Below are 24,404 nucleotides of genomic sequence, written 5' to 3' on the forward strand. Positions count from 1 at the left end.
CCCTATGCGGCTCAAGTGCATCAGGCTGGCCGGGTTCAAATCCTTCGTGGACCCGACCACCGTCAACTTCCCGAGTAACATGGCGGCGGTGGTAGGCCCCAACGGCTGCGGAAAATCCAACATCATCGACGCCGTGCGTTGGGTGATGGGCGAAAGTTCGGCGAAGAACCTGCGCGGCGAATCGATGACCGACGTCATCTTCAACGGCTCAACCAGTCGCAAGCCCGTCAGTCAGGCCAGCATCGAGCTGGTATTCGACAACTCCGATGGCACCCTGGTGGGCGAATACGCCAGCTACGCGGAAATCTCCATTCGCCGAAAAGTCACCCGCGACAGCCAGAATACGTACTTCCTCAACGGCACCAAATGCCGTCGTCGTGACATCACCGACATCTTCCTCGGCACGGGGTTGGGCCCGCGCAGCTACTCGATCATTGAGCAAGGGATGATCTCCAAGCTGATCGAGTCCAAGCCTGAAGAACTGCGTAACTTCATCGAAGAAGCCGCCGGCATCTCCAAGTACAAAGAGCGTCGGCGCGAGACTGAAAACCGTATCCGCCGCACTCATGAAAACCTGGCCCGCCTGACCGACCTGCGCGACGAACTGGAACGCCAGCTCGACCGTTTGCACCGTCAGGCGCAGGCGGCTGAGAAGTACCAGGAATACAAAGGCGAAGAGCGTCAACTCAAGGCACAACTGTCGGCTCTGCGCTGGCAGGCGTTGAATGAGCAAGTCGGCCAGCGCGAAGCGGTGATCGGCAATCAGGAAGTCGGTTTCGAAGCACTGGTGGCTGAGCAACGCAATGCCGACGCCAGCATTGAACGTCTGCGCGACGGTCATCACGACCTGTCCGAGCGCTTCAATCTGGTGCAGGGCCGTTTCTATTCCGTGGGCGGCGATATTGCCAGGGTCGAGCAAAGTATCCAGCACGGCCAGCAGCGTTTGCGTCAGTTGCAGGACGACCTGCGCGAGTCGGAACGCGCGCGGCTGGAAACAGAGTCGCATCTGGGCCACGACCGCACCTTGCTGGCGACGCTAGGCGAAGAGCTGGAAATGCTCGAGCCCGAACAGGAAATCACCAGCGCAGCCGCCGAAGAATCCACCGCAGCGCTGGAGGACTCCGAAAGCACCATGCACGGCTGGCAGGAGAAGTGGGACGCGTTCAATCTGGACTCTGCCGAACCGCGGCGTCAGGCCGAAGTGCAGCAGTCGCGCATCCAGCAGCTGGAAAGCAGTATGGAGCGATTGGGCGAACGGCAACGGCGTTTGGGCGAAGAGCGACAGTTGCTCGCCGCAGACCCGGAAGACGCGGCCATTCTTGAACTCAGCGAAGAACTCGCCACCCGCGAAATGACCCTGGAAGAGTTGCACGCCAGCGAAGAACAGTTGGTCGAGCGCCTGGAACAACTGCGCGGAGAGCTGCATCAAGCCAATCAGGCACAGCAGCAGGCTCAGGGCGATCTACAGCGCCTTAACGGTCGGCTGGCCTCGCTGGAAGCCTTGCAACAAGCGGCGCTCGATCCGGGCACCGGTACTGCTGAGTGGCTGCGTGAACAGCAACTGACCGAGCACCCGCGACTGGCTGAAGGCCTGCGGGTCGAGTCGGGCTGGGAGCTGGCGGTGGAAACCGTGCTCGGTGCCGACCTGCAAGCGGTGCTGGTGGATGACTTCGCTGGACTGGATCTTGCGGGTTTCGAACAGGGCGACCTGCGCCTGCTCAGCCCGTCGGCCGACGTGATGCGAATTCCTGGCAGTTTGCTGGACAAGGTTGAAGCGTCGGTCGATTTGTCGGCGTGGCTGGGTCAGGTCAAACCGGTAGACAGTCTTGAAGACGCCTTAGCCTTGCGCGGTCAGCTTGGGGCAGGGCAGAGTCTGATCAGCCGCGACGGTTACTGGGTCGGTCGGCATTTTCTAAGGGTGCGCCGCGCCAGTGAAGCAGAAAGCGGAGTGCTCGCTCGCGGTCAGGAGTTGCAGCGCCTGGGGCTGGAGCGTGAGGAGCGCGAAGCCACCCTGGGCGCCCTTGAAGAGCAGCTTGTCACCCTGCGTGAGCAGCAGTTGCAGCAAGAAGACACCCGCGAGCAGCTGCGTCGGCGTTTACAGGATGAAGCGCGTCAGCAAGGCGAACTCAAGGCGCAGCTATCTGCTGGCAAAGCCAAGGTTGAACAATTGACCCTGCGCCGCACGCGTCTGGACGAAGAGCTGGGCGAATTGGGCGAGCAACGCGCCATCGAACACGAACAGCTCGGCGAGTCTCGCCTGCAATTGCAGGGCGCGCTGGACAGCATGGCCATCGACACCGAACAGCGTGAGTTGCTCCTGGCTCAGCGCGACAGCCTGCGCGAACGCCTCGACCGGGTGCGTCAGGAAGCCCGTCAGCATAAGGACCACGCCCATCAATTGGCGGTGCGTCTAGGGTCGCTCAAGGCGCAGCACGATTCCACCCGACAGGCCCTTGAGCGGCTGGAGTTGCAGTCCGAGCGTCTGAACGAAAAACGCGAGCAGCTAAGCCTTAATCTGGAAGAGGGCGAGGCGCCGCTCGAAGAACTGCGCCTCAAGCTCGAAGAGTTGCTGGAAAAACGCATGGCTGTCGACGACGAGATGCGTCTGGCAAAAATGGCGCTGGAAGACGCCGACCGTGAACTGCGCGATGCCGAGAAACGCCGCACTCAGGCCGAACAGCAATCGCAACTGGTGCGCGGCCAGCTCGAGCAGCAACGCATGGAATGGCAGGCGCTCACGGTGCGGCGCAAAACCCTGCAGGACCAATTGCTCGAAGACGGCTACGACCTGCATGGCGTGTTGGCTACGCTGACCAGCGAGGCCAACGAAAAACACGCGGAAGAAGAGTTGGAGCGCATTGCCCAGCGTATTCAACGCCTCGGTGCGATCAACCTCGCGGCCATCGACGAATACCAGCAACAATCCGAGCGTAAACGTTATCTGGATGCGCAGAATGCCGACTTGGTCGAAGCGCTGGATACCCTGGAAAACGTCATTCGCAAGATTGATAAGGAAACGCGTAATCGTTTCAAAGAGACCTTTGATCAGATAAATAGCGGTTTACAGGCACTTTTCCCAAAAGTTTTCGGTGGTGGCAGCGCTTACTTGGAACTGACGGGCGAAGATTTACTCGATACAGGTGTGACTATCATGGCGCGGCCACCTGGCAAGAAGAACAGCACCATCCATTTGCTGTCCGGTGGTGAAAAGGCCCTGACTGCCTTGGCGCTGGTTTTTGCCATTTTCAAGTTGAACCCGGCACCGTTTTGCATGCTCGACGAGGTTGACGCACCGCTGGACGACGCTAACGTAGGACGTTACGCCCGACTCGTGAAGGATATGTCGCAGACGGTGCAATTTATCTACATCACCCACAACAAGATTGCCATGGAGATGGCAGACCAGTTGATGGGGGTCACCATGCACGAGCCTGGGTGCTCGCGATTGGTTGCGGTAGACGTGGAGGAAGCGATGGCGCTGGTGGATGCCTAGCGTGCAGGCCTTGTACAGCAAGGGAAATGGCGTTTTAGTGGCCCCTTTGCTATGGGAATGCATGGTGTTATCAAGCGTCTGAAGCCGTTTGACCACTTTTGAGCGGCCGGCCCTTTGCAACAGACGGTGTAAAGTTATCTTTGGTCGTGCTAGTTTAATCACCACTTTTTCTTTTGCGTGGGTAAAACGCCTGTCAGAACATAGAGTTGGCGCCACGTTTTAAAGGGGTTTCGGCCCTTATTTCTCAGCATTTTTATTAGAGGCACTGGATTACATGGAAATCGGTCTGCGCGAGTGGCTGATCGTCATCGGCATTATTGTCATTGCCGGTATTCTTTTTGATGGCTGGCGCCGGATGCGCGGCGGCAAGGGTAAATTGAAATTCAGGCTGGACCGAAGCTTCTCCAATCTGCCGGATGACGACGAAGCCACGTCCGCCGAGCTCTTGGGGCCGCCGCGTGTGCTGGACAACCAGAAAGAACCGCAATTGGATGAGCACGATCTGCCGTCGGTGAACGTCACCCCGCGTGATGCCAAGCGCAAACGCAAGGACGAACCGCATCAGGGCGACCTGAATCTGAATCTCGATCTGGACGGGCCAAGCCTGCACGCCGGTCGCGACGAAGACTTTCCGGACGAGAACAAGCCTGGGCGACGTGCAGACGATACGACGCGCCGTACCGAAGATCTGCCGCCCGTTGAAGAAGTGCTGGTGATTAGTGTGATCTGCCGCGACGAAAGTGGCTTCAAGGGGCCTGCGTTGCTGCAGAACATTTTGGAAAGTGGTTTGCGTTTCGGCGAGATGGATATTTTCCATCGCCACGAGAGCATGGCCGGCAACGGCGAAGTACTGTTCTCCATGGCCAACGCGGTCAAGCCGGGCGTGTTCGATCTCGACGATATCGATCACTTCAGCACCCGCGCCGTGAGTTTCTTCCTTGGCTTGCCCGGCCCGCGTCATCCGAAACAGGCCTTCGACGTCATGGTGGCCGCTGCTCGCAAACTGGCCCACGAACTCAACGGTGAATTGAAAGATGATCAGCGCAGCGTCATGACCGCGCAGACCATTGAACACTACCGCCAGCGCATCGCCGAATTCGAACGCCGTGCATTGACCCAGCGCCGCTAAATACGCGCCGCTTAACCTGTAGGAGCGCGCTTGCCCGCGAGAAGGTCGGAACGACCTTCCTGCGGTGGCGAATCAACATTGAGCAGCTTCGGCTGCTTTTTTGCTTTTCGAGAGAACACGTATGACCGCCGTCGAAACCCGAATCCTGGAACTGCGCGCAGCACTGGAGCAGCACAACTACCGCTACCACGTCCTTGACGAGCCGAGCATCCCCGACGTCGAGTACGACCGCCTGTTCCAAGAGCTCAAGGCGCTGGAAGCCGAGAACCCGCAGCTGATAACGCCTGATTCACCGACTCAACGGGTCGGTAGCGCAGCGCTGTCGGCATTTACCCAGGTGCGTCACGAAATTCCCATGCTCAGTCTGGGTAATGCTTTCGACGAAAACGACATGCGTGAATTCGACCGCCGTGTCGTCGAAGGCCTGGACCTGCCGGTGGGCGACCTGTTCGGCGACGGCGCTCACGTTCAGTACAGCTGTGAACCGAAACTCGACGGCCTGGCGGTCAGTCTGTTGTACCAGAATGGCTCGCTGGTTCGCGGTGCGACCCGTGGTGATGGCACTACCGGCGAAGACATCAGCGTCAACGTACGTACCGTACGCAATATCCCGCTCAAGCTTCACGGCAGCGGCTGGCCGCAAACCCTGGAAGTGCGTGGCGAAGTGTTCATGTCCAAAGCAGGCTTTGAACGGCTTAATGCCGGACAGCTGGAAGTCGGCGGTAAAACCTTCGCCAACCCACGTAATGCTGCGGCCGGCAGCTTGCGTCAGCTGGACTCGAAGATCACCGCCAACCGTCCGCTGGAATTTTGCTGCTACGGCTTGGGTCAGGTGTCGGAAGAGTTCGCCGACACCCATATCGGCAACATGGAAAAGCTCAAGCAATGGGGCATCCCTGTCAGCCATGAGCTGAAGTTGGCTAACGGCATAGACGAATGCCAGGATTACTACCGCGATATTGGCGAGCGGCGCTTGTCGCTGCCCTACGAAATCGACGGTGTAGTGTTCAAGGTCAATAACCTGGCCTCTCAGCGCGAGCTGGGTTTCCGTGCCCGCGAACCGCGTTGGGCCATCGCCCACAAATTCCCGGCCATGGAAGAACTCACCGAACTGCTTGACGTGGAATTCCAGGTTGGCCGCACCGGTGCAGTCACTCCGGTCGCGCGCCTCAAACCGGTCAAGGTTGCGGGTGTTACTGTCGCGAACGCCACGCTGCACAACATGGACGAAGTGGCGCGTCTGGGCTTGATGATCGGCGACACGGTGATCATTCGTCGCGCCGGCGACGTCATCCCGCAAGTGATGCAGGTCGTCCTGGACCGCCGCCCAGATAACGCGCGTCCGGTGCATATTCCAGAAACCTGCCCGGTCTGTGGTTCTCGGGTCGAGCGTACGCAGCTGGTCAAACGCAGCAAAGGCAAGGAAACCATCAGCGAGGGCGCCGTGTACCGTTGCGTCGGTCGACTGGCCTGCCGCGCGCAACTCAAACAAGCGATCATCCACTTCGTGTCCCGTCGGGCGATGGACATCGACGGCTTGGGTGACAAGAGCGTCGAGCAGTTGGTGGATGAAGGGCTGGTGTCATCCCCGGCTGACCTCTATACCTTGAAGTTCGAACAGATCGTCGGCCTTGAGGGGTTTGCCGAGGTCTCCAGCAACAAGCTGCTCAGGGCCATTAGCGACAGCAAAAAACCAACCCTGGCGCGTTTCATCTATGCGTTGGGCATTCCCGACGTTGGCGAAGAGACCGCCAAGGTACTGGCGCGCTCTTTGGCCTCGCTGGAGCGCATTAAACAGGCGCTGCCGGAAGTGTTGACGTATTTGCCGGATGTCGGGCTGGAAGTCGCCTATGAGATCCACAGCTTCTTCAGGGATGGCCACAACATCAAGGTCATCGAGCAATTGCTTGAGCGCGGTCTGGAATTGCAGGATCAGGGCGAGCTGGGTGCTGAATTCGCAGCCAGTACTACCTTGGCGGGCATGATCGACAAACTGCACATCCCTGCGATTGGGCCGGGTGCAGCGCAAAAACTGGCGGACAAATTTGGCTCGCTGCAAGGCATCATCGACGCCGACTGGCTGGACATGCGTCAGGCCTTGGCCGAGAAACAGGCGAAAGCCGTGCGTGATTTCTTCGACATCAAAGAGCACGTCCAGCGTGCACTGGAGATCGAGGCGCAACTCGAAGACTTCGGCATGCATTGGCAGAGCGAGAAAAAAGTCGTCGAAGGCCTGCCGCTGGCTGGGCAAACCTGGGTCCTGACCGGGTCCCTGGAGCTGATGAGCCGCGACATCGCCAAGGAAAAACTCGAAAGCCTCGGCGCTAAAGTCTCAGGCTCAGTCTCAGCAAAAACCCACACCGTCGTCGCCGGGCCTGGTGCGGGCTCGAAATTGACCAAGGCCAATGAACTGGGGCTAAAAGTGTTGGATGAAGAAGCGTTTGTGGTGTTTCTGAAGAAACACAATATTGAAGTGAGCTGACAGATCTGTAGGAGCTGACTTGTCTGCGAAGGGGGCGTCATGGTTCACCCTCATGTACACGGAATCGGTCATGCAATTCATGATCCAGTGCTAGTACGCCAAAAGGAGATCGTCATGTACCGCTTCTTCGAGCAACTCAGCTCCCGCATTGCCGCGCCGTTCGTGGGCGAGACCAAACGTAATAGCAAGGTCTGGCAGTGCCACTGTGGACAGTCGATCTTCTTCCCTAATACCCGGTGCCTGGCCTGTTCTGCAGCGCTGGGCTATTTGCCGGAGCAGGGTCGGCTGGCCGCGCTCGAGTCGGGGCCTGATCAAGGCACCTGGCGCTTGAGCGACGAACCCGGCCTGGAGCTTTACAGGCGTTGCGCCAACCTGGACACGCCTGCTGCCTGCAACTGGCTGTTTCCGGCGCACAACCAGAGTGAGTTCTGCATCGCGTGCAGCCTCAATCGAACCATCCCCGACCTGTCTATTCCAGAAAACGCGGATCGCTGGTGCAAAGTCGAAACCGCCAAGCGCCGCCTTGTCGCGCAATTGATCGCGTTGGGTTTGCAGGTGATTCCAAAAGCGCAGGATGAAGATACCGGTCTGGCATTTGATTTCGTCGGCGTCGACCGGGAAGGCAAGTGTCCCTCCACCGGCCATGCCAACGGCTTGATCACACTCAACATCGAAGAGGCCGACGACGCCCACCGCGAAGCCATGCGCGTGCAGATGCACGAGCCGTATCGGACCTTGCTCGGGCATTTTCGGCACGAAGTGGGTCACTACTATTGGGATCGTCTGATCCCCGACAGCCCATGGGAAAATGCTTATCGCACCCTGTTCGGCGACGAGCGCGCCAGTTATGCCGATGCTCTTGAGCACCACTACCAGAAAGGCGCGCCGGCTGACTGGCAACAGGGTTTTGTCAGCGCCTACGCCACCATGCATCCTTGGGAAGACTGGGCTGAAACCTGGGCCCACTACCTGCACATGATGGATGCCGTCGACACCGCCCTCGGTTTTGGCATGAGCGCACGGGATATGGACTTCGACTATCCGCCATTCACGTTGGAAGCTCTCTACGACCCCCAGCACCCCGGCGGTCCTGCGTTCCTCTCATTCGTCAACGCCTGGATCGAACTGGCGGGGATGCTCAACGAACTGTCCCGGAGCATGGGGCAACCTGACTTTTACCCGTTCGTTCTGTCTTCGGCAGTCATTACCAAGCTGCACTTCATTCACTTGGTTATTCAGCAAGCCGGGGGCAGGGCGGACGAGGTGCTACAGGCGCAGTGAGGGGGCACGCACACCCCTTATAGACGCTCGGTAGCGCCATCCCGCAATGCCAACGACAGCCGCCGCTCATAACCAATCCGCCCCCGATACGCTTCCCCCGTATCGACCCAGCCCTGACCAAGATACAGGCAAAGCGCCGCCTGATTGTCCGTATCCACCGACAGCATCAACTGCGCCACATCTGGCCACACCGAGCGTGCCATGTCCGGGACCGCCTGCAAGCAGACTCTCCCCAGGCCATGACCCTGCATCCTGCGGTCGATCTGCAAGGCATGCAGGGTGGCGGCATCCTGATCTGCCCAGTGCGGTAAATACGGCCCGCGCTTTAGCATAAAAAAACCGATGGGATAGTCGTCGGCAATCAGTACAAAACCCTTGATATCGTCATTCGGTTTACCCTGCAGGGCATTCAGTGCGCTGTAGATATCCCCGGAAAAAGCCTTCTGCTCCGGCAGCACTTCAAGGTGTTGCAATTGCTGGCGTTGAACAACCGATAGGTCTTCATAACAGACCAATTTAGTTTGCATCGATCGAATCCTGCGAGGACGCATCGCGTCACGGCCGAATAGGGTAACGCAAAAGCCCCAACGTCGGGCCCACCGTACACAGCCGCCAGCCTCTGTCACACAAGTGCTTGAGCCCCCTCGGATTTTTAATCCAAAACCAACGGTTGTAACTTCTCGCCAGACCGGTACAATGGCGCCGTTCGCCGTCAGGTGAACGTCGTTATGGTGACCCCATCGGTCCCCCCGCAACGATTACCCGTGAACCTGGTCAGATCCGGAAGGAAGCAGCCACAGCGGGAACATTGTGTGCCGGGGTGTGGCTGGTGGGGTTGCCTCCATAACGCAAAATTCCTCGATTAAAACAGCTAACCACTCTTTCGCTACAAGGCGATTCAAAGGGTGTTTTCTCACGTCCAGAATTCCTTCCTCGAATCGCACTCGCTGGACAGGTCAGCGTGTCGGTCCGGGTGGAGTCGCCGGGACTGTGCGCCACGGTTCAGGACACTGGCGTACGTAGGGGTAGTAGCCTTTGGCCGAGTCGCAGTAGTACCAATTGGGCGCGGGTGGAGGGCTTGATGGCGCCCCCGTCGTTATCCTCTCGGGCGGCATCGACGGTGTTGGCTCAATCACCACCGTGGACGGCCTGTAAGGGTAGTAGTAAGCAGGGGCGGGATAGTAATAGACCGGGTAAGCAGGGTAGTAGTAAGGGCCGGCAATGTGCGCGGCTTCCCAGCCCAGGCCCAAACCAATTCCTATGCCCCACCATGCGGGGCCGCCGCTGTGCCAGCCGCCACCATGACCGCCTCCATGCGAGTCGGCGGTGGCCGGTAATGAAAGACTCGTACCGATCAGAACCACGCCAATAAGCGTGCAACGTTTTATCGAGTCAATGTTCATGATGTCTACCTAATAGACTGTGCAATGCAGCTTATTCTTCGTGTGTTCGGCTTTGGTTTTCTTCCATCATGGGGCTCGACATGGGCATGTGTGTGCCCCAGCCGCCGTACCCGTGCATTCTGCGGTGCATCCCGTTCCAGAACAGATCGAATATGGTTTTTTGGTCAGTGCTCAACGTGTCATAAAACGTTTTGGTGCGAGCTTGAGCCGCTTCCAGACGAGCTACGTGTGCTTGCATCCAGGTGATTTGTGCGTGTAAACGCTCTATTCCTTGTGCCATTCTTTCCGGCGTTGTTTCGTCAATCACCGGTTTCGCCGTGCTCCCTTTTTCCTCATGTCCGGGTTTGTCTTTTTCCAGTTGCTGATGGGCATCCGTCATCAAGCCGGCGGACCATGTCTCCCACGCAGGCATTTGCGCTGGTGTTAGATTCAGCTTGCCCTTGAGTTCGTCCAGAGTCTGTTGCGTGTGCTTGACCCAGTCAAAATTCTGACGGTATTCGGCCACGCCCCCTGAAGGTGGCGTTTCCGGGTTAGCAAAGACGTTGGTTGATGGCAGCAGTAAAGCACTTGCTGCCATCAGTATGTATTGGCCGATCAGGCCTGCTTTTTTCATCTTCAGCTCCTATCAACGTCGTGAGTGCCGTTTTAAGAATAGGAGTCGGTGTTAAGGGGGGGTTGATCTACATCAGAAAGTAGGCATACAGAGGGGCGAGCAGGCAGGTTCTGATCTTAGTTCATTCTCGACTATTGACGGTGCCGCATAGTCTTAACTGTTACTGCCATCCAATCGCCGCCACGCCGTGCGCTGCCTAAACTTGACGTTAAAGATATCGGCTCTGCCCTTCCGTGCAGGGCGTGGAGGTGCATCATGCGTATGGCAAAAACGGTACAACGTAGCCTGGAACAGGCGCGCTGTGATTATGACATCGTGGTTCACCCGCACTCGGCGACGAGTCTGGAGTCCGCGCGGGTGGCCAGCGTTCCGGCGGAGCGCTTGGCTAAATCAGTGATTCTCGATGATCAACACGGGCATTACATGATGGCTGTGTTGCCCGCTGATCGGCATTTGGATTTGAGCAAAATACAAACCAGTGGGGATTGGCAGCTCACTCGCGAAAGTGGCTTGCCGCACCTGTTCGGCGACTGTGAGCGTGGCGCGATCCCGGCACTGGGTGAGGCCTATGGAATCAAGATGCTGCTCGATCCGATGTTGACCCGCCAGGAGGACATCTACCTGGAAGCTGGTAACCACCACTATTTGGTCCACATGCGCATGGACCAATACCTGAAACTGGTGCCGCATGCCGAGGTGCGTGAGGTCTGCCAGTAATGAGCGTCAATGATCGAGCCAGGTTGTGCCGCGTGCGTTCAACCTGGCTCAAGGAGTGACTCATGGAATTACCTGTGCATAGTTTGCCGGCTCTTTTTCAACAGTTGGGGCTTGCGGCCGACCCGGTCAGCATTGACGCCTTCCTCGCCACTCATTCACCCCTCAAGGCCGACCTTGCGTTAGAGGACGCTTTTTTCTGGACCCCCGCACAGGCCTCTTTTCTGCGCGAGGAGATCCTTGAAGACGCCGACTGGGCCGAGGTGGTCGATCAACTTAATCTCCTGCTGCGAAAGAGGGGATGAATGTCGCCGATCATTCGGTGCAGGCGTTGCTAGGCCTCGAAAAATTGCAACGCCTTGGTCAAATCCCCCATGGGCTCCTGGCCTCTGGTCAGCATTTCTTCATCCCGCTCTTTCAGCCCATCCAGCTTCTCCAGCCCGTGTATTCGAGTGATCAAACGCAGGATTGAGGCGGTGTCATAGACGGTGTGGTCAACAACCCCTTTGCGGGCAAAGGGTGAGACGACCAGCGCCGGAATACGTGTGCCAGGGCCCCAGCGGTCGCCTTTTGGCGGCGCGACGTGGTCCCACCAGCCGCCGTTTTCGTCGACCGCAATGACGATGACCATGTTTTTCCATTGCGGGCTGTTGCGCAGGACTTTGATGGCGCGAGTGATGTGGCGGTCTCCAGAGGCAACGTCGGCGTAACCGGCGTGCATGTTGAGGTTGCCTTGGGGCTTGTAGAAAGTGACGGCGGGCAGCTTGCCAGCTTCGGCGTCGGCGAAGAATTTGTTGGTTCTGGACTCTTCACCCAAACCTGCGTCGCGCAGGCGTTTACTGCGTTCTGTGGGGTTGTCGGGGCCGAGCTTTTTGAAGTAGTTGAGCGGTTGGTGGTGATACTGAAAATTCGGGATTTTCGGGATGCCGGGAGAGTCTTTGAACTGGTCGATGGTGGCCTGCCATCCGCCGGCGTACCACGCCCAGTCGATGTTCTTCTTCGACAGTTTGTCGCCGATATGGTCATGGGTTTGCGGCACCAATACGTTGGCCAGACCCGGTTTTGAGTAGTCCGGGCGCTCGGGGTCACGCAGCCAGGTCGGCCAGTATGGTGGGGCCAGGGTGTTGACCGCATAACCGTCGGGCGTCAATGCGCTTGGACCGAATTGCGGTGGGCCGGTCATGGCGCTGGCGGGAGACTTCTCCAGAGGCTTGAGCCGCGTATCGTGCGGATTATCGCTCTGTAGTGTGGCGATTTGCTGTTTGGCCGGTGAGTTCGCGGCGTTAGGGTAAAACGGCACAGTAGCGGACACCAGGTACTGGTGATTGAGAAACGAGCCGCCGAAAGCGCCCTGAAAGAAGTTGTCACACAGCACGAACTCCGTTGCCACGTCCCACAGGCGCAGGGAGTACTGGGTTTGCGCGTAATGGCCCATGGTCAGGCCACCCGAGTCTGCCCAGGCGACGAAGCTGTCGTTCTTGCCGCCATTGATTTGCATCTGGTTCTGATAAAACACATGCCACAGGTCGCGGGTGACCAAGCCTAGCGGCAGATCTTCGCCATTGGGCCCCTCAAGGGCGAAGGGCGCGTTGATCAGGTGCTCTTGAAACTGGGTTTCGGCGGGGTAGGTCACGCCGTCTACGGTTTGTGGGCCAATCTGCAATATACCGCCCCATACCGGGGGCAGGGATTCCAGAATGCTGCCGTCGCGGTCGCGTTGCTGATAATCGTTTGTGGTGAGCGCAGCCAGCGGCTTTTCGACACCCGGGAAGTCACCGAACAAATTGTTGAAACTACGGTTTTCGGCGTAGATGACCACCACCGTTTTCACGTTATCGCGCAGTGCCTGATCCAGCGCGGCACCGGTTAAAGGCTTGTCGTCGGGCTTGGCTGGCGGCTCGTTGCCTGAAACGTAAGCGCTGAGGGTCGCGCCGACGCCAAGCGCCGCAACGCCACCAAGGAAACGTCTTCTACCCGCATCGGGTGGGTTATCGCCAGCAGGCGGCTGCAACGCGTCGTCGTCTTTGTTGTTCATGGCGGTTACCTGCGTGTTTGGCTGAGTTCGTAACAAATGATTTCGGAGGAGGGTAGTCAGGCAGTGTGACGCTGATGCTACAAGGTAGGCGTGAAGGGTTTAGCGATTAACGCCGCGGTCCGGGTGCTAGCGAGTCGCTGGCTAATTCCGTTCAAGCGAGAGTGATGCCTGAGTGCCGTAGCGCTCGATGATCCGATCAATCTCCCCTGACATTTTCATGCGCAACAAAGCACGTAGAATGGTCTGTACCGGCAGGTTCGGGTCGTTACGCACGATGCAGCCTACCGCTTGTTCTTCGACGATGGAAACACTGTGCAATTGTTTGTCCGGTGGCAGTTGGCGGTTGTACCAGTTCATCGACCATTCATTGGCCACGGCATAGCGATAACGGCCTGCCCCAAGTTTTTGCAGGACTTGTTCCTGGCTACGGGCGTCTTCACGGTGTAATTGGTGGTTGTCGAACAGGGGTTGCAGGCGCGGATACGTATAACCCAGAACGGTGCCGATCATCTGTTCATTAAGCTGGTCGACGCGGATCGGAGCTGTGTTGTCAGCGGTACTGATCAATAGGTCGCGTTGGGTCATCAGCGGCAGGCTCCAGGTGTAGTCACCGGAGAAGTTGGGTACCCAGGATTGCGCGGCGTAACAACGAACATCGACTTCGCCACGGTCCAGCGCGTTTTGCACGCGCAGACGGGCTAATACATGGTATTCCGCGGGGCGGCCGACCTGTCGGGCCAGGCTCTGCATGATGTCGAACAGGAATCCGGCAGTTGGCTGAGCGCCGTCGATCTGTACCAATGGCATCGACCAGCTGTCGGCAATCGAAAAGCGCAAAGGTGCCTCAGCGGCGTAGCTGAAGCACGAGCATAAGCAGCTGAGTGACAACAAAGTGCTCAAGAGCGGCCGCATTCGGTTCCTTTGCGTGGGCAATACGATGCGATTCAGGATGAATTTGATGCCGAAGTTTCCTCCATTTCAACAGCGTAGTCATATTAGAGAATGACACCGGATGCAATTTTGCCCTTGCTCCGCTAGCATTGGCGGTCTTCCGCTTCCCAGTTGCGACGGTTTTCGATGAGTTATCAGGTTCTTGCACGTAAATGGCGTCCGCGCTCGTTCCGCGAAATGGTCGGCCAGACCCATGTGCTCAAGGCCTTGATCAACGCGCTGGACAGCCAACGGCTGCACCATGCTTATTTGTTTACCGGCACCCGTGGCGTGGGCAAAACCACGATTGCGCGGATTATCGCCAAATGCCTGAATTGTGAGACGGGCATCACGTCGACGCCTTGTGGGACTTGTTCGGTCTGCCGGGAGATCGACGAGGGGCGTTTCGTCGACCTGATCGAGATCGACGCCGCGAGCCGGACCAAGGTCGAAGACACCCGTGAGCTGCTTGATAATGTGCAGTACGCACCAAGCCGCGGGCGCTTCAAGGTCTACCTGATCGACGAAGTGCACATGCTGTCCACTCACTCGTTCAACGCCCTGTTGAAGACCCTGGAAGAGCCGCCGCCCTACGTCAAGTTCATCCTGGCAACCACCGATCCGCAGAAGTTGCCGGCGACCATTCTGTCGCGCTGCCTGCAGTTTTCCCTGAAAAACATGACTCCCGAGCGTGTGGTCGAGCATTTGACCCACGTGCTCACGGTCGAAAATGTACCGTTCGAAGACGACGCGCTGTGGCTCTTGGGCCGCGCTGCCGATGGGTCTATGCGCGATGCCATGAGCCTGACCGATCAGGCGATTGCGTTCGGCGAAGGCAAGGTCATGGCGGCGGACGTTCGCGCCATGCTGGGCACGCTGGATCATGGCCAGGTGTACGACGTGCTGCATGCGCTGCTTGATGGCGATGCGCGCGGGGTGCTTGAAGCCGTGCGACATCTGGCCGAGCAAGGGCCGGACTGGAATGGTGTGCTCTCGGAAATTCTCAACGTGTTGCACCGCGTGGCCATTGCCCAGGCGTTGCCCGAAGGCGTCGATAACGGTCATGGCGACCGGGATCGGGTGCTGGCACTGGCTCAGGCGTTACCCGCCGAAGACGTGCAGTTCTACTATCAGATGGGCCTGATCGGCCGCCGTGATTTACCGCTGGCGCCAGACCCTCGGGGTGGCTTCGAGATGGTTCTGCTGAGGATGCTGGCCTTCCGCCCCGCTGACAGCAGTGATGCGCCGAGGCAGCCGCTAAAGCCAGTGGGGATCAACCAGGCCACAGTTGATTCCAGGCAACCAGTGGCCGGCGCGACTTCCGTTGCGCCGGTAGTTGCAGGCGCCCCGGTAGCTGCCGTTGTGCCTGCACCTATGGATAAGCCGGTTGTTCAGCCTGTTGCCGCGCCGATCATGCCTGAACCTGCTCCGGCAGAAGAAGTCGATTTACCCTGGAATGAGCCCAGGGCCGTGCAGCCGGTAATTGAGCCTGAACCAGAGCTACAAGCCGACGTTGAGTCGATCTCTGAGCCGGAATCCGATTCCGAGCCGGTCGTAGAAACCGTTCCCGAGCCGATGCTCGATACCGTGGCCGAACAGCCGGACCTGACGCCCATGCCGATACCGGCACCCGCAAGCCCGGTTCCCGACGCGCCTGACGTAGTTAAGCCTGAGGACGTACAGGCTGCTACGGAGGTGGCGACGCCGGCCATGGTTGAGCCGGTTCCAGAGTCAGTGGCATTCGTTCCTGCGCCCATGGACCGTGATGACGAGCCGCCGGACGATGATGATTTCTTCGATGTGGAGGTGGACATTGACCCCGCATCTTATAGCTACCTGGACGAACTGGCCCACGACAGTGTGACCGAGGTCGTTGAGCCCGAGCCGTTACCGGCCTTGATGCCGGCGACAGGGCTGGCGCTGGAGTGGCTGAATCTGTTTCCGAAGCTGCCGGTGTCGGGCATGACGGGCAGTATCGCTGCCAATTGCACCTTGATGGCCGTGGAGGGCGATAACTGGCTGCTGCACCTGGACCCGGCCCACAGCGCGCTGTTCAATACAACGCAACTGCGCCGACTCAACGATGCCCTGAATCAATACCACGGGCGGACCTTGAACTTGAGCATCGAGCTGATCAAACCCGAGCAGGAAACCCCGGCTCAGGCGGGTTCGCGCCGCCGTGCCGAGCGCCAGAGCGAAGCAGAAGCATCGATCCACGCCGATCCGTTCATCCAGCAAATGCTGCAACAGTTTGGCGCGGTGATTCGAGAGGATACGATTGAACCTGTTGATGCTCCGGCGGCTCAGACTCTTTAACTGACGTGCGTGGCGCCTGTGTGGCGCTACGCAAAAATGACCCATCAATACTTGAGGTGAATTCCCATGATGAAAGGTGGCATGGCCGGCCTGATGAAGCAGGCACAGCAGATGCAAGAGAAAATGGCCAAGGCGCAGGAAGAACTGGCCAATGCCGAAGTCACCGGGCAGTCGGGCGCAGGCCTGGTCAGCGTCGTGATGACCGGTCGTCATGACGTCAAACGGATCAGCCTGGATGACAGCCTGATGCAGGAAGACAAGGAAATCCTTGAAGACCTGATCGCTGCCGCGGTGAACGACGCTGTGCGCAAGATCGAGCAGAACAGCCAGGAAAAGATGTCTGGCATGACGGCGGGCATGCAATTGCCACCGGGCATGAAACTGCCGTTCTAAAACGTTTTAGCGTGACCGGAAGCCAGGCCCCGTGCCTGGCTTTTTTTTGCTGCGAAGAAGGTCCTGCGGGTCGAGCGCGTCCCCGGCTTATCGTGGGCAAGACCATGCCTGCACGGGTTGCTTTATTGGATATCGACCGAACGCCTGCCGAGCAAAACGGTCTGCTCTGTATTAGCCTGAATTTATCGATTAAGGAACTGCTCTATGGCGCAAGAATTGATCCTCAACCAACGCATCGTTCTGGCCTCTCGTCCCAAAGGCGCACCCATGCCAGAGAATTTTCGTCTGGAGCGTGAGGCGCTGCCTGATCTGGAAGAGGGTCAGGTGTTGCTGCGTACGCTCTATCTGTCCCTCGACCCCTATATGCGTGGGCGCATGAGCGACGCGCCGTCTTATGCGGAACCGGTGCAGGTCAATGACGTCATGACGGGCGGGGCGGTGAGCCGCGTCGAGCAGTCACGCAATGCCCATTTCAAGCCGGGCGATCTGGTCGTAGGCATGACCGGTTGGCAAACCCACAGCATCTGCGATGGTACGCAAGTGGTGTCGGTGCCCAAGGATCTACCCAGCCCTTCAATGGCCGTCGGCGTGCTGGGTATGCCAGGGATGACCGCGTACATGGGCCTGATGGACATCGGCAAGCCCAAAGCCGGGGAGACCCTGGTGGTGGCTGCGGCGTCCGGTGCGGTCGGGTCGGTGGTAGGGCAGGTGGCCAAACTCAAGGGTTTGCGCGTGGTGGGCATCGCTGGCGGTGCCAAAAAATGCCGGTACGTGGTCGATGAGTTGGGGTTTGACGCGTGTATCGATCACAAAAGCGAACATTTCGCCGATGAGCTGGCGAAAGCCTGTGGCAATGGCATCGACATCTATTTTGAATTGGTTGGCGGAAAGGTGTTCGACGCGGTGCTACCACTGCTCAATGCCCGTGCGCGGATTCCTTTATGCGGTTTGATCGCCCAATACAACGCGCAGTCGCTGCCGGAAGGGACCGATCATTTGCCATTGCTGATGCGCACGTTGCTGACCAAGCGCGCACGGATTCAGGGTTTTATCGTGTTCGAGGAGTATGGCGATCGCCACGCGGAGTTTCTCGCTGCCATGGTCCCGTGGGTTAAAGAGGGCAAGATCAAGTTTCGTGAAGATATAGTCGAAGGGCTCGAACAGGCGCCCGAGGCCTTTATCGGTCTGCTGGAAGGACGCAACTTTGGCAAGCTGGTCGTCCGTGTCGCTGATGCTTGAATTGACGCTAACCGGAGGCGCGGGTATAAACCGCGTCTCGTTGTTTTGTCGGACCTTTCTCATGAGCTTCAGCCCCCTGATTCGCCAATTGATCGATGCTTTGCGTACATTGCCCGGCGTCGGTCAAAAAACTGCCCAGCGCATGGCCCTGCAATTGCTTGAGCGTGATCGCAGCGGCGGTTCGCGCCTGGCGCTGGCATTGAGTCAGGCCATGGAGGGCGTCGGCCATTGCCGGCTCTGCCGCACCCTTACCGAAGACGATCTTTGCCCGCAATGTTCGGATGTTCGTCGTGACGACACACTGCTGTGCGTGGTCGAAGGGCCGATGGATGTCTATGCGGTGGAGCAGACGGGCTACCGTGGTCGCTACTTTGTACTCAAGGGGCACTTGTCGCCGCTGGACGGTCTCGGGCCGGAAGCCATTGGCATTCCGCAATTGGTGACGCGCATCGAGCAGCAGGGCACCTTCACCGAAATTATTCTCGCCACCAACCCGACCGTCGAAGGCGAAGCCACCGCGCATTACATCGCCCAGTTGCTGAGCAACAAAGGCCTGATCACCTCCCGCATCGCCCACGGCGTACCGCTGGGGGGTGAGCTGGAGCTGGTGGACGGCGGTACATTGGCGCATTCGTTTGCAGGGCGTAAGCCAATAGCATTGTGATGGATCGTTCCTCGGCGCCGGTTCGAGGCTTCGGCGTGAGGAACGATTAGCGCTTGTAAACCAAGCAAGCGCTCGGTAAGTTCGCTGAACCTCTCAGTGGAGCGCGCCGATGTCCGACTTTCAGCAATACTTCGACCCCAACCACCAATTGATCCGCGACGCCGTGCGGCGCTTTGTCGAGCGAGAGATACTGCCTTTCGTCGATGAGTGGGAGGAGGCCGAAGGCTTTCCGCGTGAGCTCTACCTGAAGGCGGGCGCTGCCGGGATTTTGGGCATTGGTTATCCCGAAGCGCTGGGCGGCAGCCATGAAGGTGATGTATTTGCCAAGGTTGCGGCCAGCGAAGAGCTTATGCGTTGCGGGTCTGCCGGGCTGGTCGCCGGTTTGGGTTCGCTGGACATTGGTTTGCCGCCGGTGGTCAAGTGGGGGCAGCCGGCGCTACGCGAACGTGTTGTCCCGCAGGTGCTGAGCGGGGAAAAGATCATGGCGCTGGCGATCACTGAGCCCGGGGGTGGTTCTGATGTGGCGAACCTGCAAACCCGTGCGGTGCGAGACGGTGACGGCTATCGGGTCAACGGCAGCAAAACATTTATCACCAGCGGCATACGCGCCGACTTTTATACCGTAGCAGTGCGCACCGGTGAGCCTGGGTTTGCGGGCATCAGTCTGTTGCTGATAGAGAAGGGCACTCCGGGTTTTAGTGTCGGTCGGCAGTTGAAGAAAATGGGCTGGTGGGCGTCGGACACGGCTGAGCTGTTTTTCGAGGACTGTCGGGTGCCGATGGCCAATTTGATTGGCGCGGAGAACATGGGGTTTGCCTGCATCATGGGCAACTTTCAGCATGAGCGCCTGGCACTGGCGCTGATGGCGAATATGACCTCACAACTGGCGCTTGAACAGAGCCTGAGTTGGGCCAAGCAGCGTGAGGCATTTGGCAAACCGATTGGCAAGTTCCAGGTGCTCAAGCATCGGTTGGCAGAAATGGCCACGCAGTTGGAAGTGTCACGCGAATTCACCTACCGCCAGGCGGCAAAAATGGCCGCAGGGCAGAGCGTGATCAAAGAGATTTCCATGGCGAAGAACTTCGCCACCGACACCGCCGACCGCATCACTTACGACGCGGTGCAGATCCTTGGCGGTTCGGGTTATATGCGCGATAGCCTGGTGGAGCGCCTGTACCGCGATAAGCGCATCCTTTCAATCGGAGGTGGTACGCGTGAGGTAATGAACGAGATCATTGCCAAGCAGATGGGGCTTTGATTGTGTATTTTCGAAAACCTGCAGGCGCTTGATGCCCCCCTGTCGCTATCTATCGCTCAGCGCAAAGTTGGTCAGGCAGAAGGTCGGGATGGACATGTCTTCCAGGCGCTGTGAGCCGCCGAGTTCCGGGAGGTCGATGATCGCCGCGGCTTCGTAGACATGGGCGCCCATGCGGCGTACCAGGTTGGCGGCCGCGACCAGCGTGCCACCGGTGGCAATCAGATCATCGAACATCACGATGGCATCGCCCTCACACAGGCTGTCGGCATGCACTTCCAGCCATGCTTCGCCGTACTCGGTCTGGTAGGCCTCGGACAACACGTCTGCCGGCAGTTTGCCTTGCTTGCGGAACAGGATCAGTGGCTTGTTCAGCTCATAAGCGACGATTGAGCCAATCAAGAAGCCGCGAGCATCCATGGCGCCAATGTGGCTGAATTCGGCGTCGATATAGCGCTGCACGAAGCTGTCGATCACCAGGCGCAGGGCCTTTGGCGATTGAAACAGCGGGGTAATATCGCGAAAAACAACGCCAGGTTTAGGGAAGTCCATGACCGGGCGAATAAGGGATTTGAAGCTGAATTCGTCGAAAATCATCAAGAGGATCCTGAGGCGTATTGGCTGACGCTAGTCTACAGCGCAGCCGCCATGGATAGCATGCCTCAGCCTTCGATTGAGCCGCCCGCCAGCGCGCAGAGTTGGATAGGATCAAGGATCTGGATTTCCTTGCCTTCGGCTGCGATCAGCTCGCTCGACTGGAAACGGGTGAACACCCGCGACACTGTCTCCACGGCTAAACCCAGGAAGTTGCCAATTTCATTGCGCGACATGCTCAAGCGAAACTGATTGGCCGAAAAACCGCGAGCGCGGAAACGGGCCGACAGGTTGACCAGAAACGTGGCGATGCGTTCGTCGGCAGTTTTTTTCGAGAGCAGCAGCATCATTTGCTGATCGTCACGAATTTCCCGGCTCATGATCCGCATCAATTGCCGACGCAGTTGTGGGAGTTGAACCGACAGGTCATCAAGGCGCTCAAACGGGATTTCACACACGGATGTGGTTTCCAGTGCCTGAGCCGATACCGGGTAGGCTTCGCTGTCCATGCCGGACAGACCCACCAACTCGCTCGGCAGATGGAAACCGGTGAGCTGTTCTTCACCGCCATCGCTGAGATTGAAGGTTTTCAGCGCACCGGAGCGCACCGCATACACCGAACCAAATGCATCGCCCTGTCGAAACAGAAACTCGCCTTTTTTCAGTGGACGACCGCGCTTGACGATGTCATCGAGTGCATCCATGTCTTCCAGATTCAAAGAAAGCGGCAGGCACAGCGGGGCCAAACTGCAATCCTTGCAATGGGCCTGGTTAGGTGCGCGCAGTTTGACTGGCTCAGACATGACTTCAATCCTTGTGGGAAAACACACAGAAGACATAAGGGTAACCCAGCGCAAGCTGTTCCGGCCAGTGCCAGCAGATTTAACGCAAGACGATAAAGCTCTTCGCACGACTGCCGATAACAAGTGGTGGCCTAACTGACTCAGGAGCGCCGTTCATGTTGTCCGTCAACCTCAGTGCGTCCAGCAGCACTGGCTTTCAAGCCACAACCCCGCAAACCAGAGCGGTTGCTGCAGCCGCGTCGACCGACGAAGAGGGTACCGGCAAAGCGCCGGTAAGCGTGAAGGTCGAGCTGTCCACCGCTGCAATAGAAAAGGCCAAGGCCGCAGCTAGCGACAGCGCTGACAGCACCGACCCCATCAAAATGCTCCAAAAACGGATCAAAGAACTGCAAAAGCAGATCGCCGAGGCGCAGGCACGATTGCAGGCGGTGATGTCGAACAAAAGCCTGAGCCCGGAGCAGAAGCAGACACAGGCGAGCAGTATTCAGTCGGAGTTGGCGCAATTGACTGCAGCACTGTTTACGGCCTCCGCCAGCTTGATCAAGCTTATCGAGAAAAACGCCAAAACCGCTGCAAAGTAACCGATGTGTATTGCCCTCCTTCAATCGGTAAAGGGGGGCTATATCGGGTTAGATCACCCGTGAAAAGCGTTGGCGATTTTGGTGGTTCAGGTAGGCATCAAACACCATGCACACTGAGCGCACCAGCAGACGACCCGCTGGTAGCACGGTTATCCCCGTCTCATCGATTTCGATCAGGCCGTCGTTGACCATCGTCAGGAGTTGCGGCCATTCCTCTTTGAAATAGCCCCTGAAATCAATATTGAACGCGTATTCGATACCAGCAAAGTTCAGGCTGAAATGGCAGATCAGTTGCTGGATCACTGCTCGGCGCACGCGGTCGTCGGCATTGCATAGCAGGCCGCGTTTGGTGGCAAGTTGGTCGCCGGCCAGCAAGGTCTGGTAATCATTCAGGTCGCTGCTGTTCTGGCTGTACAGGTCGCCAATCTGGCTGATTGCCGAGACGCCGAGCCCGATCAGATCGCAATGGCCGTGGGTGGTATAGCCCTGGAAATTGCGTTGCAACGTTGACTCTTCCTGGGCGATGGCCAGTTCGTCATCGGGCAGGGCAAAGTGGTCCATTCCGATGTAGCGGTAACCGGCATCCGTCAGCTGTTCGATGGTCCGTTCGAGCATTTCAAGTTTTTGCTCTGGCGCCGGCAGTTCATCCGCATTGATCCGCCGCTGGGGCATGAAGCGCTCCGGCAGGTGGGCGTAGTTGAACACGGACAGGCGATCCGGTTGCAGCGTGATGATTTCATCGACGGTGCGGGCGAAGGACTCAGGCGTTTGCTTGGGCAGGCCGTAGATCAGGTCGATATTCACCGAGCGAAATTGCAGGGTGTGTGCCGCTTCGATGATGGCGCGGGTCTCTTCAAGGCTTTGCAGGCGATTGACGGCGCGCTGTACCTGCGGGTCGAGATCCTGGACACCGATGCTGACCCGATTGAAGCCCAGTTCGCGAAGCAGGCCCATGGTCGACCAGTCGGCTTCGCGAGGATCGATCTCGATGCCGTAGTCACCGGAGTCGTCGTCGAGCAAATTGAAATGCTTGCGCAGATGCGCCATCAACTGGCGCAATTCGTCATGACTCAGGAACGTCGGGGTGCCGCCGCCCAGGTGCAACTGTTCGACCTGTTGCTTCGGGTCGAGGTGGCAGGCAATCATCTGGATTTCTTGCTCCAGACGTTGCAGGTAGGGCAGAGCCCGCCCTCGATCCTTGGTGATGACCTTATTGCACGCGCAGTAATAGCAAATGTTCGCGCAGAACGGTATGTGCACATACAGTGATAGAGGCCGTAGAGCCTTGCGGCTGTCGCGCAGAGCATGCAGCAGGTCAAATGCCCCTACCTTGGTCTGGAATTGCACCGCAGTGGGGTATGAAGTGTAGCGTGGCCCCGCCAGGTCATAGCGGCGGATGAGATCGGAATCCCAACGAATGGCGTCGAGCATGCGGGTATTTCCCGAATAGGCTGGCAATGTCGTTGAGTCTAGGGAGGTGTGCTCAGGGCGGTGTTGATTTGCGTCAACGGCCTGCGTTCTGGCGGCAAATCGTTGACGGAGGGTCGGTTTATTCCTGGTGATGAGGGCTTAGTGACCCATCAACCAATGCTGGTGAGGACCAGGCATCGTCCAGATACCGAACAGGATAACCAGCAGGCCGCCGGCCATGCGCACACCGCGTTTGCGCAGCAGGGCAGTGGTGCGCTCGGCAGCAAGCCCGGTGGCGAGTAGCACAGGCCAGGTGCCCAAGCCAAAGGCGAGCATCAGCAGCGCGCTGTCGAGGGCGTTGCCTTGGCTGGCCGACCACAGCAGGGTGCTGTAGACCAGGCCGCAGGGCAGCCAACCCCAGAGCGCCCCAAGCAGTAATGCGCGAGGCATGCTCGACACCGGAAGCAAGCGGCTGGCAAACGGCTGTATATGCCGCCACAGGCCGCGCCCCAGGCTTTCGATGCGGGTCAGGCCGCTCCACCATCCTGCGAGATACAGACCCATCGCAATTAATAGCAGCGACGCGATCACGCGCATGATCATCGCGCCTGGACTGTTGGCCACTGCCCAGCCCGCGAGGCCAATCAGCAAGCCAGCGGTGGCGTAGCTGAGAATTCGCCCCAGGTTGTACGCCAGCAGCAGGCGAAAGCGCCGGCTACGTTGTTCTTTGGGGATTGCCAGGGTCAGCGCGCCCATCAAGCCGCCGCACATGCCCAGGCAATGGCCGCCGCCAAGCAGACCGAGGATGATTGCCGACACCAGCAGGGGGGCCAGTTCAAGCATGGGGCGGGGCCTGGTCTTTGTTTTCGGCCTGAGGTACCGGTTTGTGGCCGGTGGCTTCTTCCATGGCGGCCAGATGTTGAGGGTCCTGATCGTCGAACAGAACGCTGTGTGCCGGACCGTCGAGGTCATCGTACTGGCCGCTGTCCACCGCCCAGAAGAATATGTAGATGGCGATTGTGACGATCAACAGCGCCGCTGGAATCATTATGTATAGAGCCGGCATGGA

Annotated in this window: 22 protein-coding genes and 1 other RNA gene; 13 read left to right on the top strand and 10 right to left on the bottom strand. The window is 58.4% G+C overall.

What is annotated here, in order from left to right; translation table 11 throughout:
• Positions 1-4 precede the first annotated feature (4 nt).
• The 4 genes from smc (at position 5) to RGU44_RS02970 (ending at position 8,385) form a co-directional block, all read left to right on the top strand.
• Positions 5-3,493 carry a chromosome segregation protein SMC gene (smc, locus tag RGU44_RS02955; RefSeq protein ID WP_322179915.1) on the top strand — a complete coding sequence of 1,163 codons (3,489 nt, stop codon included), beginning with the start codon at positions 5-7 and terminating at the stop codon, positions 3,491-3,493.
• A gap of 274 nt (positions 3,494-3,767) precedes the next feature.
• A complete protein-coding gene (gene zipA / locus RGU44_RS02960) occupies positions 3,768-4,622 on the top strand; it encodes a cell division protein ZipA (protein ID WP_322215526.1) in 855 nt (284 codons plus the stop codon).
• A gap of 121 nt (positions 4,623-4,743) precedes the next feature.
• Positions 4,744-7,104 carry an NAD-dependent DNA ligase LigA gene (ligA, locus tag RGU44_RS02965; protein WP_322179911.1) on the top strand — a complete coding sequence of 787 codons (2,361 nt, stop codon included), beginning with the start codon at positions 4,744-4,746 and terminating at the stop codon, positions 7,102-7,104.
• A gap of 114 nt (positions 7,105-7,218) precedes the next feature.
• Complete coding sequence (locus RGU44_RS02970; protein WP_322215528.1) at positions 7,219-8,385, top strand: zinc-binding metallopeptidase family protein; 1,167 nt, start codon at positions 7,219-7,221, stop codon at positions 8,383-8,385.
• Between the two features lie 17 nt (positions 8,386-8,402).
• Here RGU44_RS02970 and RGU44_RS02975 read toward each other — a convergent pair whose 3' ends face one another.
• Positions 8,403-8,912, bottom strand: coding sequence for a GNAT family N-acetyltransferase (locus tag RGU44_RS02975; protein ID WP_322215531.1), 510 nt, complete (start codon positions 8,910-8,912; stop codon positions 8,403-8,405).
• A 211-nt stretch (positions 8,913-9,123) separates the two neighbouring features.
• Here RGU44_RS02975 and ffs point away from each other — a divergent pair.
• Positions 9,124-9,220: signal recognition particle sRNA small type (ffs, locus tag RGU44_RS02980), an RNA gene on the top strand.
• 121 nt (positions 9,221-9,341) lie between these two features.
• Here ffs and RGU44_RS02985 read toward each other — a convergent pair.
• Complete coding sequence (locus tag RGU44_RS02985) at positions 9,342-9,788, bottom strand: hypothetical protein (protein ID WP_322179906.1); 447 nt, start codon at positions 9,786-9,788, stop codon at positions 9,342-9,344.
• A gap of 31 nt (positions 9,789-9,819) precedes the next feature.
• Positions 9,820-10,401 carry a Spy/CpxP family protein refolding chaperone gene (locus RGU44_RS02990; RefSeq protein WP_322179905.1) on the bottom strand — a complete coding sequence of 194 codons (582 nt, stop codon included), beginning with the start codon at positions 10,399-10,401 and terminating at the stop codon, positions 9,820-9,822.
• A gap of 255 nt (positions 10,402-10,656) precedes the next feature.
• Here RGU44_RS02990 and RGU44_RS02995 point away from each other — a divergent pair, with 255 nt between their 5' ends.
• Both RGU44_RS02995 and RGU44_RS03000 read left to right on the top strand, forming a co-directional pair.
• The gene (locus RGU44_RS02995; RefSeq protein WP_322215533.1) at positions 10,657-11,118 is read left to right on the top strand and encodes a YbaK/EbsC family protein; all 462 of its coding nucleotides are present in this window, start codon (positions 10,657-10,659) and stop codon (positions 11,116-11,118) included.
• A gap of 62 nt (positions 11,119-11,180) precedes the next feature.
• Entirely contained in the window at positions 11,181-11,420 is a 240-nt protein-coding gene (locus RGU44_RS03000) for a DUF2789 domain-containing protein (protein ID WP_322179904.1), read from the top strand.
• Positions 11,421-11,449: 29 nt separating this feature from the next.
• On the opposite strand, the gene RGU44_RS03005 is transcribed toward RGU44_RS03000, so the two are convergent.
• Both RGU44_RS03005 and RGU44_RS03010 read right to left on the bottom strand, forming a co-directional pair.
• A complete protein-coding gene (locus tag RGU44_RS03005) occupies positions 11,450-13,150 on the bottom strand; it encodes an acid phosphatase (RefSeq protein WP_322215536.1) in 1,701 nt (566 codons plus the stop codon).
• Positions 13,151-13,291: 141 nt separating this feature from the next.
• Positions 13,292-14,062 carry a transporter substrate-binding domain-containing protein gene (locus tag RGU44_RS03010; protein ID WP_322179902.1) on the bottom strand — a complete coding sequence of 257 codons (771 nt, stop codon included), beginning with the start codon at positions 14,060-14,062 and terminating at the stop codon, positions 13,292-13,294.
• 165 nt (positions 14,063-14,227) lie between these two features.
• Between RGU44_RS03010 and dnaX the strand changes: the two genes are divergently transcribed.
• From dnaX to RGU44_RS03035, 5 genes are all read left to right on the top strand, one after another.
• Positions 14,228-16,396, top strand: coding sequence for a DNA polymerase III subunit gamma/tau (gene dnaX, locus RGU44_RS03015; protein ID WP_322215539.1), 2,169 nt, complete (start codon positions 14,228-14,230; stop codon positions 16,394-16,396).
• A gap of 66 nt (positions 16,397-16,462) precedes the next feature.
• Entirely contained in the window at positions 16,463-16,789 is a 327-nt protein-coding gene (locus tag RGU44_RS03020; RefSeq protein WP_219060509.1) for a YbaB/EbfC family nucleoid-associated protein, read from the top strand.
• A 204-nt stretch (positions 16,790-16,993) separates the two neighbouring features.
• Positions 16,994-18,028 carry an NADP-dependent oxidoreductase gene (locus RGU44_RS03025; RefSeq protein ID WP_322179900.1) on the top strand — a complete coding sequence of 345 codons (1,035 nt, stop codon included), beginning with the start codon at positions 16,994-16,996 and terminating at the stop codon, positions 18,026-18,028.
• 61 nt (positions 18,029-18,089) lie between these two features.
• Positions 18,090-18,692 (top strand): recombination mediator RecR, encoded by a 603-nt coding sequence (gene recR / locus RGU44_RS03030; RefSeq protein ID WP_322179899.1) that lies wholly within the window; start codon positions 18,090-18,092, stop codon positions 18,690-18,692.
• Positions 18,693-18,801: 109 nt separating this feature from the next.
• A complete protein-coding gene (locus RGU44_RS03035; protein ID WP_322215542.1) occupies positions 18,802-19,950 on the top strand; it encodes an acyl-CoA dehydrogenase family protein in 1,149 nt (382 codons plus the stop codon).
• 45 nt (positions 19,951-19,995) lie between these two features.
• Here RGU44_RS03035 and RGU44_RS03040 read toward each other — a convergent pair whose 3' ends face one another.
• On the bottom strand, positions 19,996-20,544 hold the full coding sequence (locus tag RGU44_RS03040) for an adenine phosphoribosyltransferase (RefSeq protein WP_322215545.1): 549 nt from the start codon (positions 20,542-20,544) through the stop codon (positions 19,996-19,998).
• Between the two features lie 65 nt (positions 20,545-20,609).
• Positions 20,610-21,344, bottom strand: coding sequence for a fumarate/nitrate reduction transcriptional regulator Fnr (gene fnr / locus RGU44_RS03045; protein WP_219060514.1), 735 nt, complete (start codon positions 21,342-21,344; stop codon positions 20,610-20,612).
• Between the two features lie 155 nt (positions 21,345-21,499).
• On the opposite strand from fnr, the gene RGU44_RS03050 reads away from it, so the two are divergent.
• Complete coding sequence (locus tag RGU44_RS03050; RefSeq protein ID WP_322179896.1) at positions 21,500-21,925, top strand: hypothetical protein; 426 nt, start codon at positions 21,500-21,502, stop codon at positions 21,923-21,925.
• Positions 21,926-21,973: 48 nt separating this feature from the next.
• On the opposite strand, the gene hemN is transcribed toward RGU44_RS03050, so the two are convergent.
• From hemN to ccoS, 3 genes are all read right to left on the bottom strand, one after another.
• A complete protein-coding gene (gene hemN / locus RGU44_RS03055; RefSeq protein WP_322215547.1) occupies positions 21,974-23,356 on the bottom strand; it encodes an oxygen-independent coproporphyrinogen III oxidase in 1,383 nt (460 codons plus the stop codon).
• 138 nt (positions 23,357-23,494) lie between these two features.
• Positions 23,495-24,178: a sulfite exporter TauE/SafE family protein gene (locus RGU44_RS03060; RefSeq protein ID WP_219060517.1), complete on the bottom strand. Its 684-nt coding sequence runs from the start codon at positions 24,176-24,178 to the stop codon at positions 23,495-23,497.
• The gene (gene ccoS / locus RGU44_RS03065) at positions 24,171-24,401 is read right to left on the bottom strand and encodes a cbb3-type cytochrome oxidase assembly protein CcoS (protein ID WP_322215549.1); all 231 of its coding nucleotides are present in this window, start codon (positions 24,399-24,401) and stop codon (positions 24,171-24,173) included. Before ccoS ends, RGU44_RS03060 begins: the two co-directional genes overlap by 8 nt.
• Between the last annotated feature and the right edge of the window lie 3 nt (positions 24,402-24,404).

It is taken from the genome of Pseudomonas sp. 5C2 (assembly GCF_034314155.1).
In the GTDB taxonomy this organism is placed as follows: Bacteria; Pseudomonadota; Gammaproteobacteria; order Pseudomonadales; family Pseudomonadaceae; genus Aquipseudomonas.

What these genes read in the sequence shown, in the direction of transcription:
- smc (WP_322179915.1), top strand. Translation starts at nt 5, where the DNA reads ATGCGGCTCAAGTGCATCAGGCTGGCCGGGTTCAAATCCTTCGTGGAC.
- zipA (WP_322215526.1), top strand. Translation starts at nt 3,768, where the DNA reads ATGGAAATCGGTCTGCGCGAGTGGCTGATCGTCATCGGCATTATTGTC.
- ligA (WP_322179911.1), top strand. Translation starts at nt 4,744, where the DNA reads ATGACCGCCGTCGAAACCCGAATCCTGGAACTGCGCGCAGCACTGGAG.
- RGU44_RS02970 (WP_322215528.1), top strand. Translation starts at nt 7,219, where the DNA reads ATGTACCGCTTCTTCGAGCAACTCAGCTCCCGCATTGCCGCGCCGTTC.
- RGU44_RS02975 (WP_322215531.1), bottom strand. Translation starts at nt 8,912, where the DNA reads ATGCAAACTAAATTGGTCTGTTATGAAGACCTATCGGTTGTTCAACGC.
- RGU44_RS02985 (WP_322179906.1), bottom strand. Translation starts at nt 9,788, where the DNA reads ATGAACATTGACTCGATAAAACGTTGCACGCTTATTGGCGTGGTTCTG.
- RGU44_RS02990 (WP_322179905.1), bottom strand. Translation starts at nt 10,401, where the DNA reads ATGAAAAAAGCAGGCCTGATCGGCCAATACATACTGATGGCAGCAAGT.
- RGU44_RS02995 (WP_322215533.1), top strand. Translation starts at nt 10,657, where the DNA reads ATGCGTATGGCAAAAACGGTACAACGTAGCCTGGAACAGGCGCGCTGT.
- RGU44_RS03000 (WP_322179904.1), top strand. Translation starts at nt 11,181, where the DNA reads ATGGAATTACCTGTGCATAGTTTGCCGGCTCTTTTTCAACAGTTGGGG.
- RGU44_RS03005 (WP_322215536.1), bottom strand. Translation starts at nt 13,150, where the DNA reads ATGAACAACAAAGACGACGACGCGTTGCAGCCGCCTGCTGGCGATAAC.
- RGU44_RS03010 (WP_322179902.1), bottom strand. Translation starts at nt 14,062, where the DNA reads ATGCGGCCGCTCTTGAGCACTTTGTTGTCACTCAGCTGCTTATGCTCG.
- dnaX (WP_322215539.1), top strand. Translation starts at nt 14,228, where the DNA reads ATGAGTTATCAGGTTCTTGCACGTAAATGGCGTCCGCGCTCGTTCCGC.
- RGU44_RS03020 (WP_219060509.1), top strand. Translation starts at nt 16,463, where the DNA reads ATGATGAAAGGTGGCATGGCCGGCCTGATGAAGCAGGCACAGCAGATG.
- RGU44_RS03025 (WP_322179900.1), top strand. Translation starts at nt 16,994, where the DNA reads ATGGCGCAAGAATTGATCCTCAACCAACGCATCGTTCTGGCCTCTCGT.
- recR (WP_322179899.1), top strand. Translation starts at nt 18,090, where the DNA reads ATGAGCTTCAGCCCCCTGATTCGCCAATTGATCGATGCTTTGCGTACA.
- RGU44_RS03035 (WP_322215542.1), top strand. Translation starts at nt 18,802, where the DNA reads ATGTCCGACTTTCAGCAATACTTCGACCCCAACCACCAATTGATCCGC.
- RGU44_RS03040 (WP_322215545.1), bottom strand. Translation starts at nt 20,544, where the DNA reads ATGATTTTCGACGAATTCAGCTTCAAATCCCTTATTCGCCCGGTCATG.
- fnr (WP_219060514.1), bottom strand. Translation starts at nt 21,344, where the DNA reads ATGTCTGAGCCAGTCAAACTGCGCGCACCTAACCAGGCCCATTGCAAG.
- RGU44_RS03050 (WP_322179896.1), top strand. Translation starts at nt 21,500, where the DNA reads ATGTTGTCCGTCAACCTCAGTGCGTCCAGCAGCACTGGCTTTCAAGCC.
- hemN (WP_322215547.1), bottom strand. Translation starts at nt 23,356, where the DNA reads ATGCTCGACGCCATTCGTTGGGATTCCGATCTCATCCGCCGCTATGAC.
- RGU44_RS03060 (WP_219060517.1), bottom strand. Translation starts at nt 24,178, where the DNA reads ATGCTTGAACTGGCCCCCCTGCTGGTGTCGGCAATCATCCTCGGTCTG.
- ccoS (WP_322215549.1), bottom strand. Translation starts at nt 24,401, where the DNA reads ATGCCGGCTCTATACATAATGATTCCAGCGGCGCTGTTGATCGTCACA.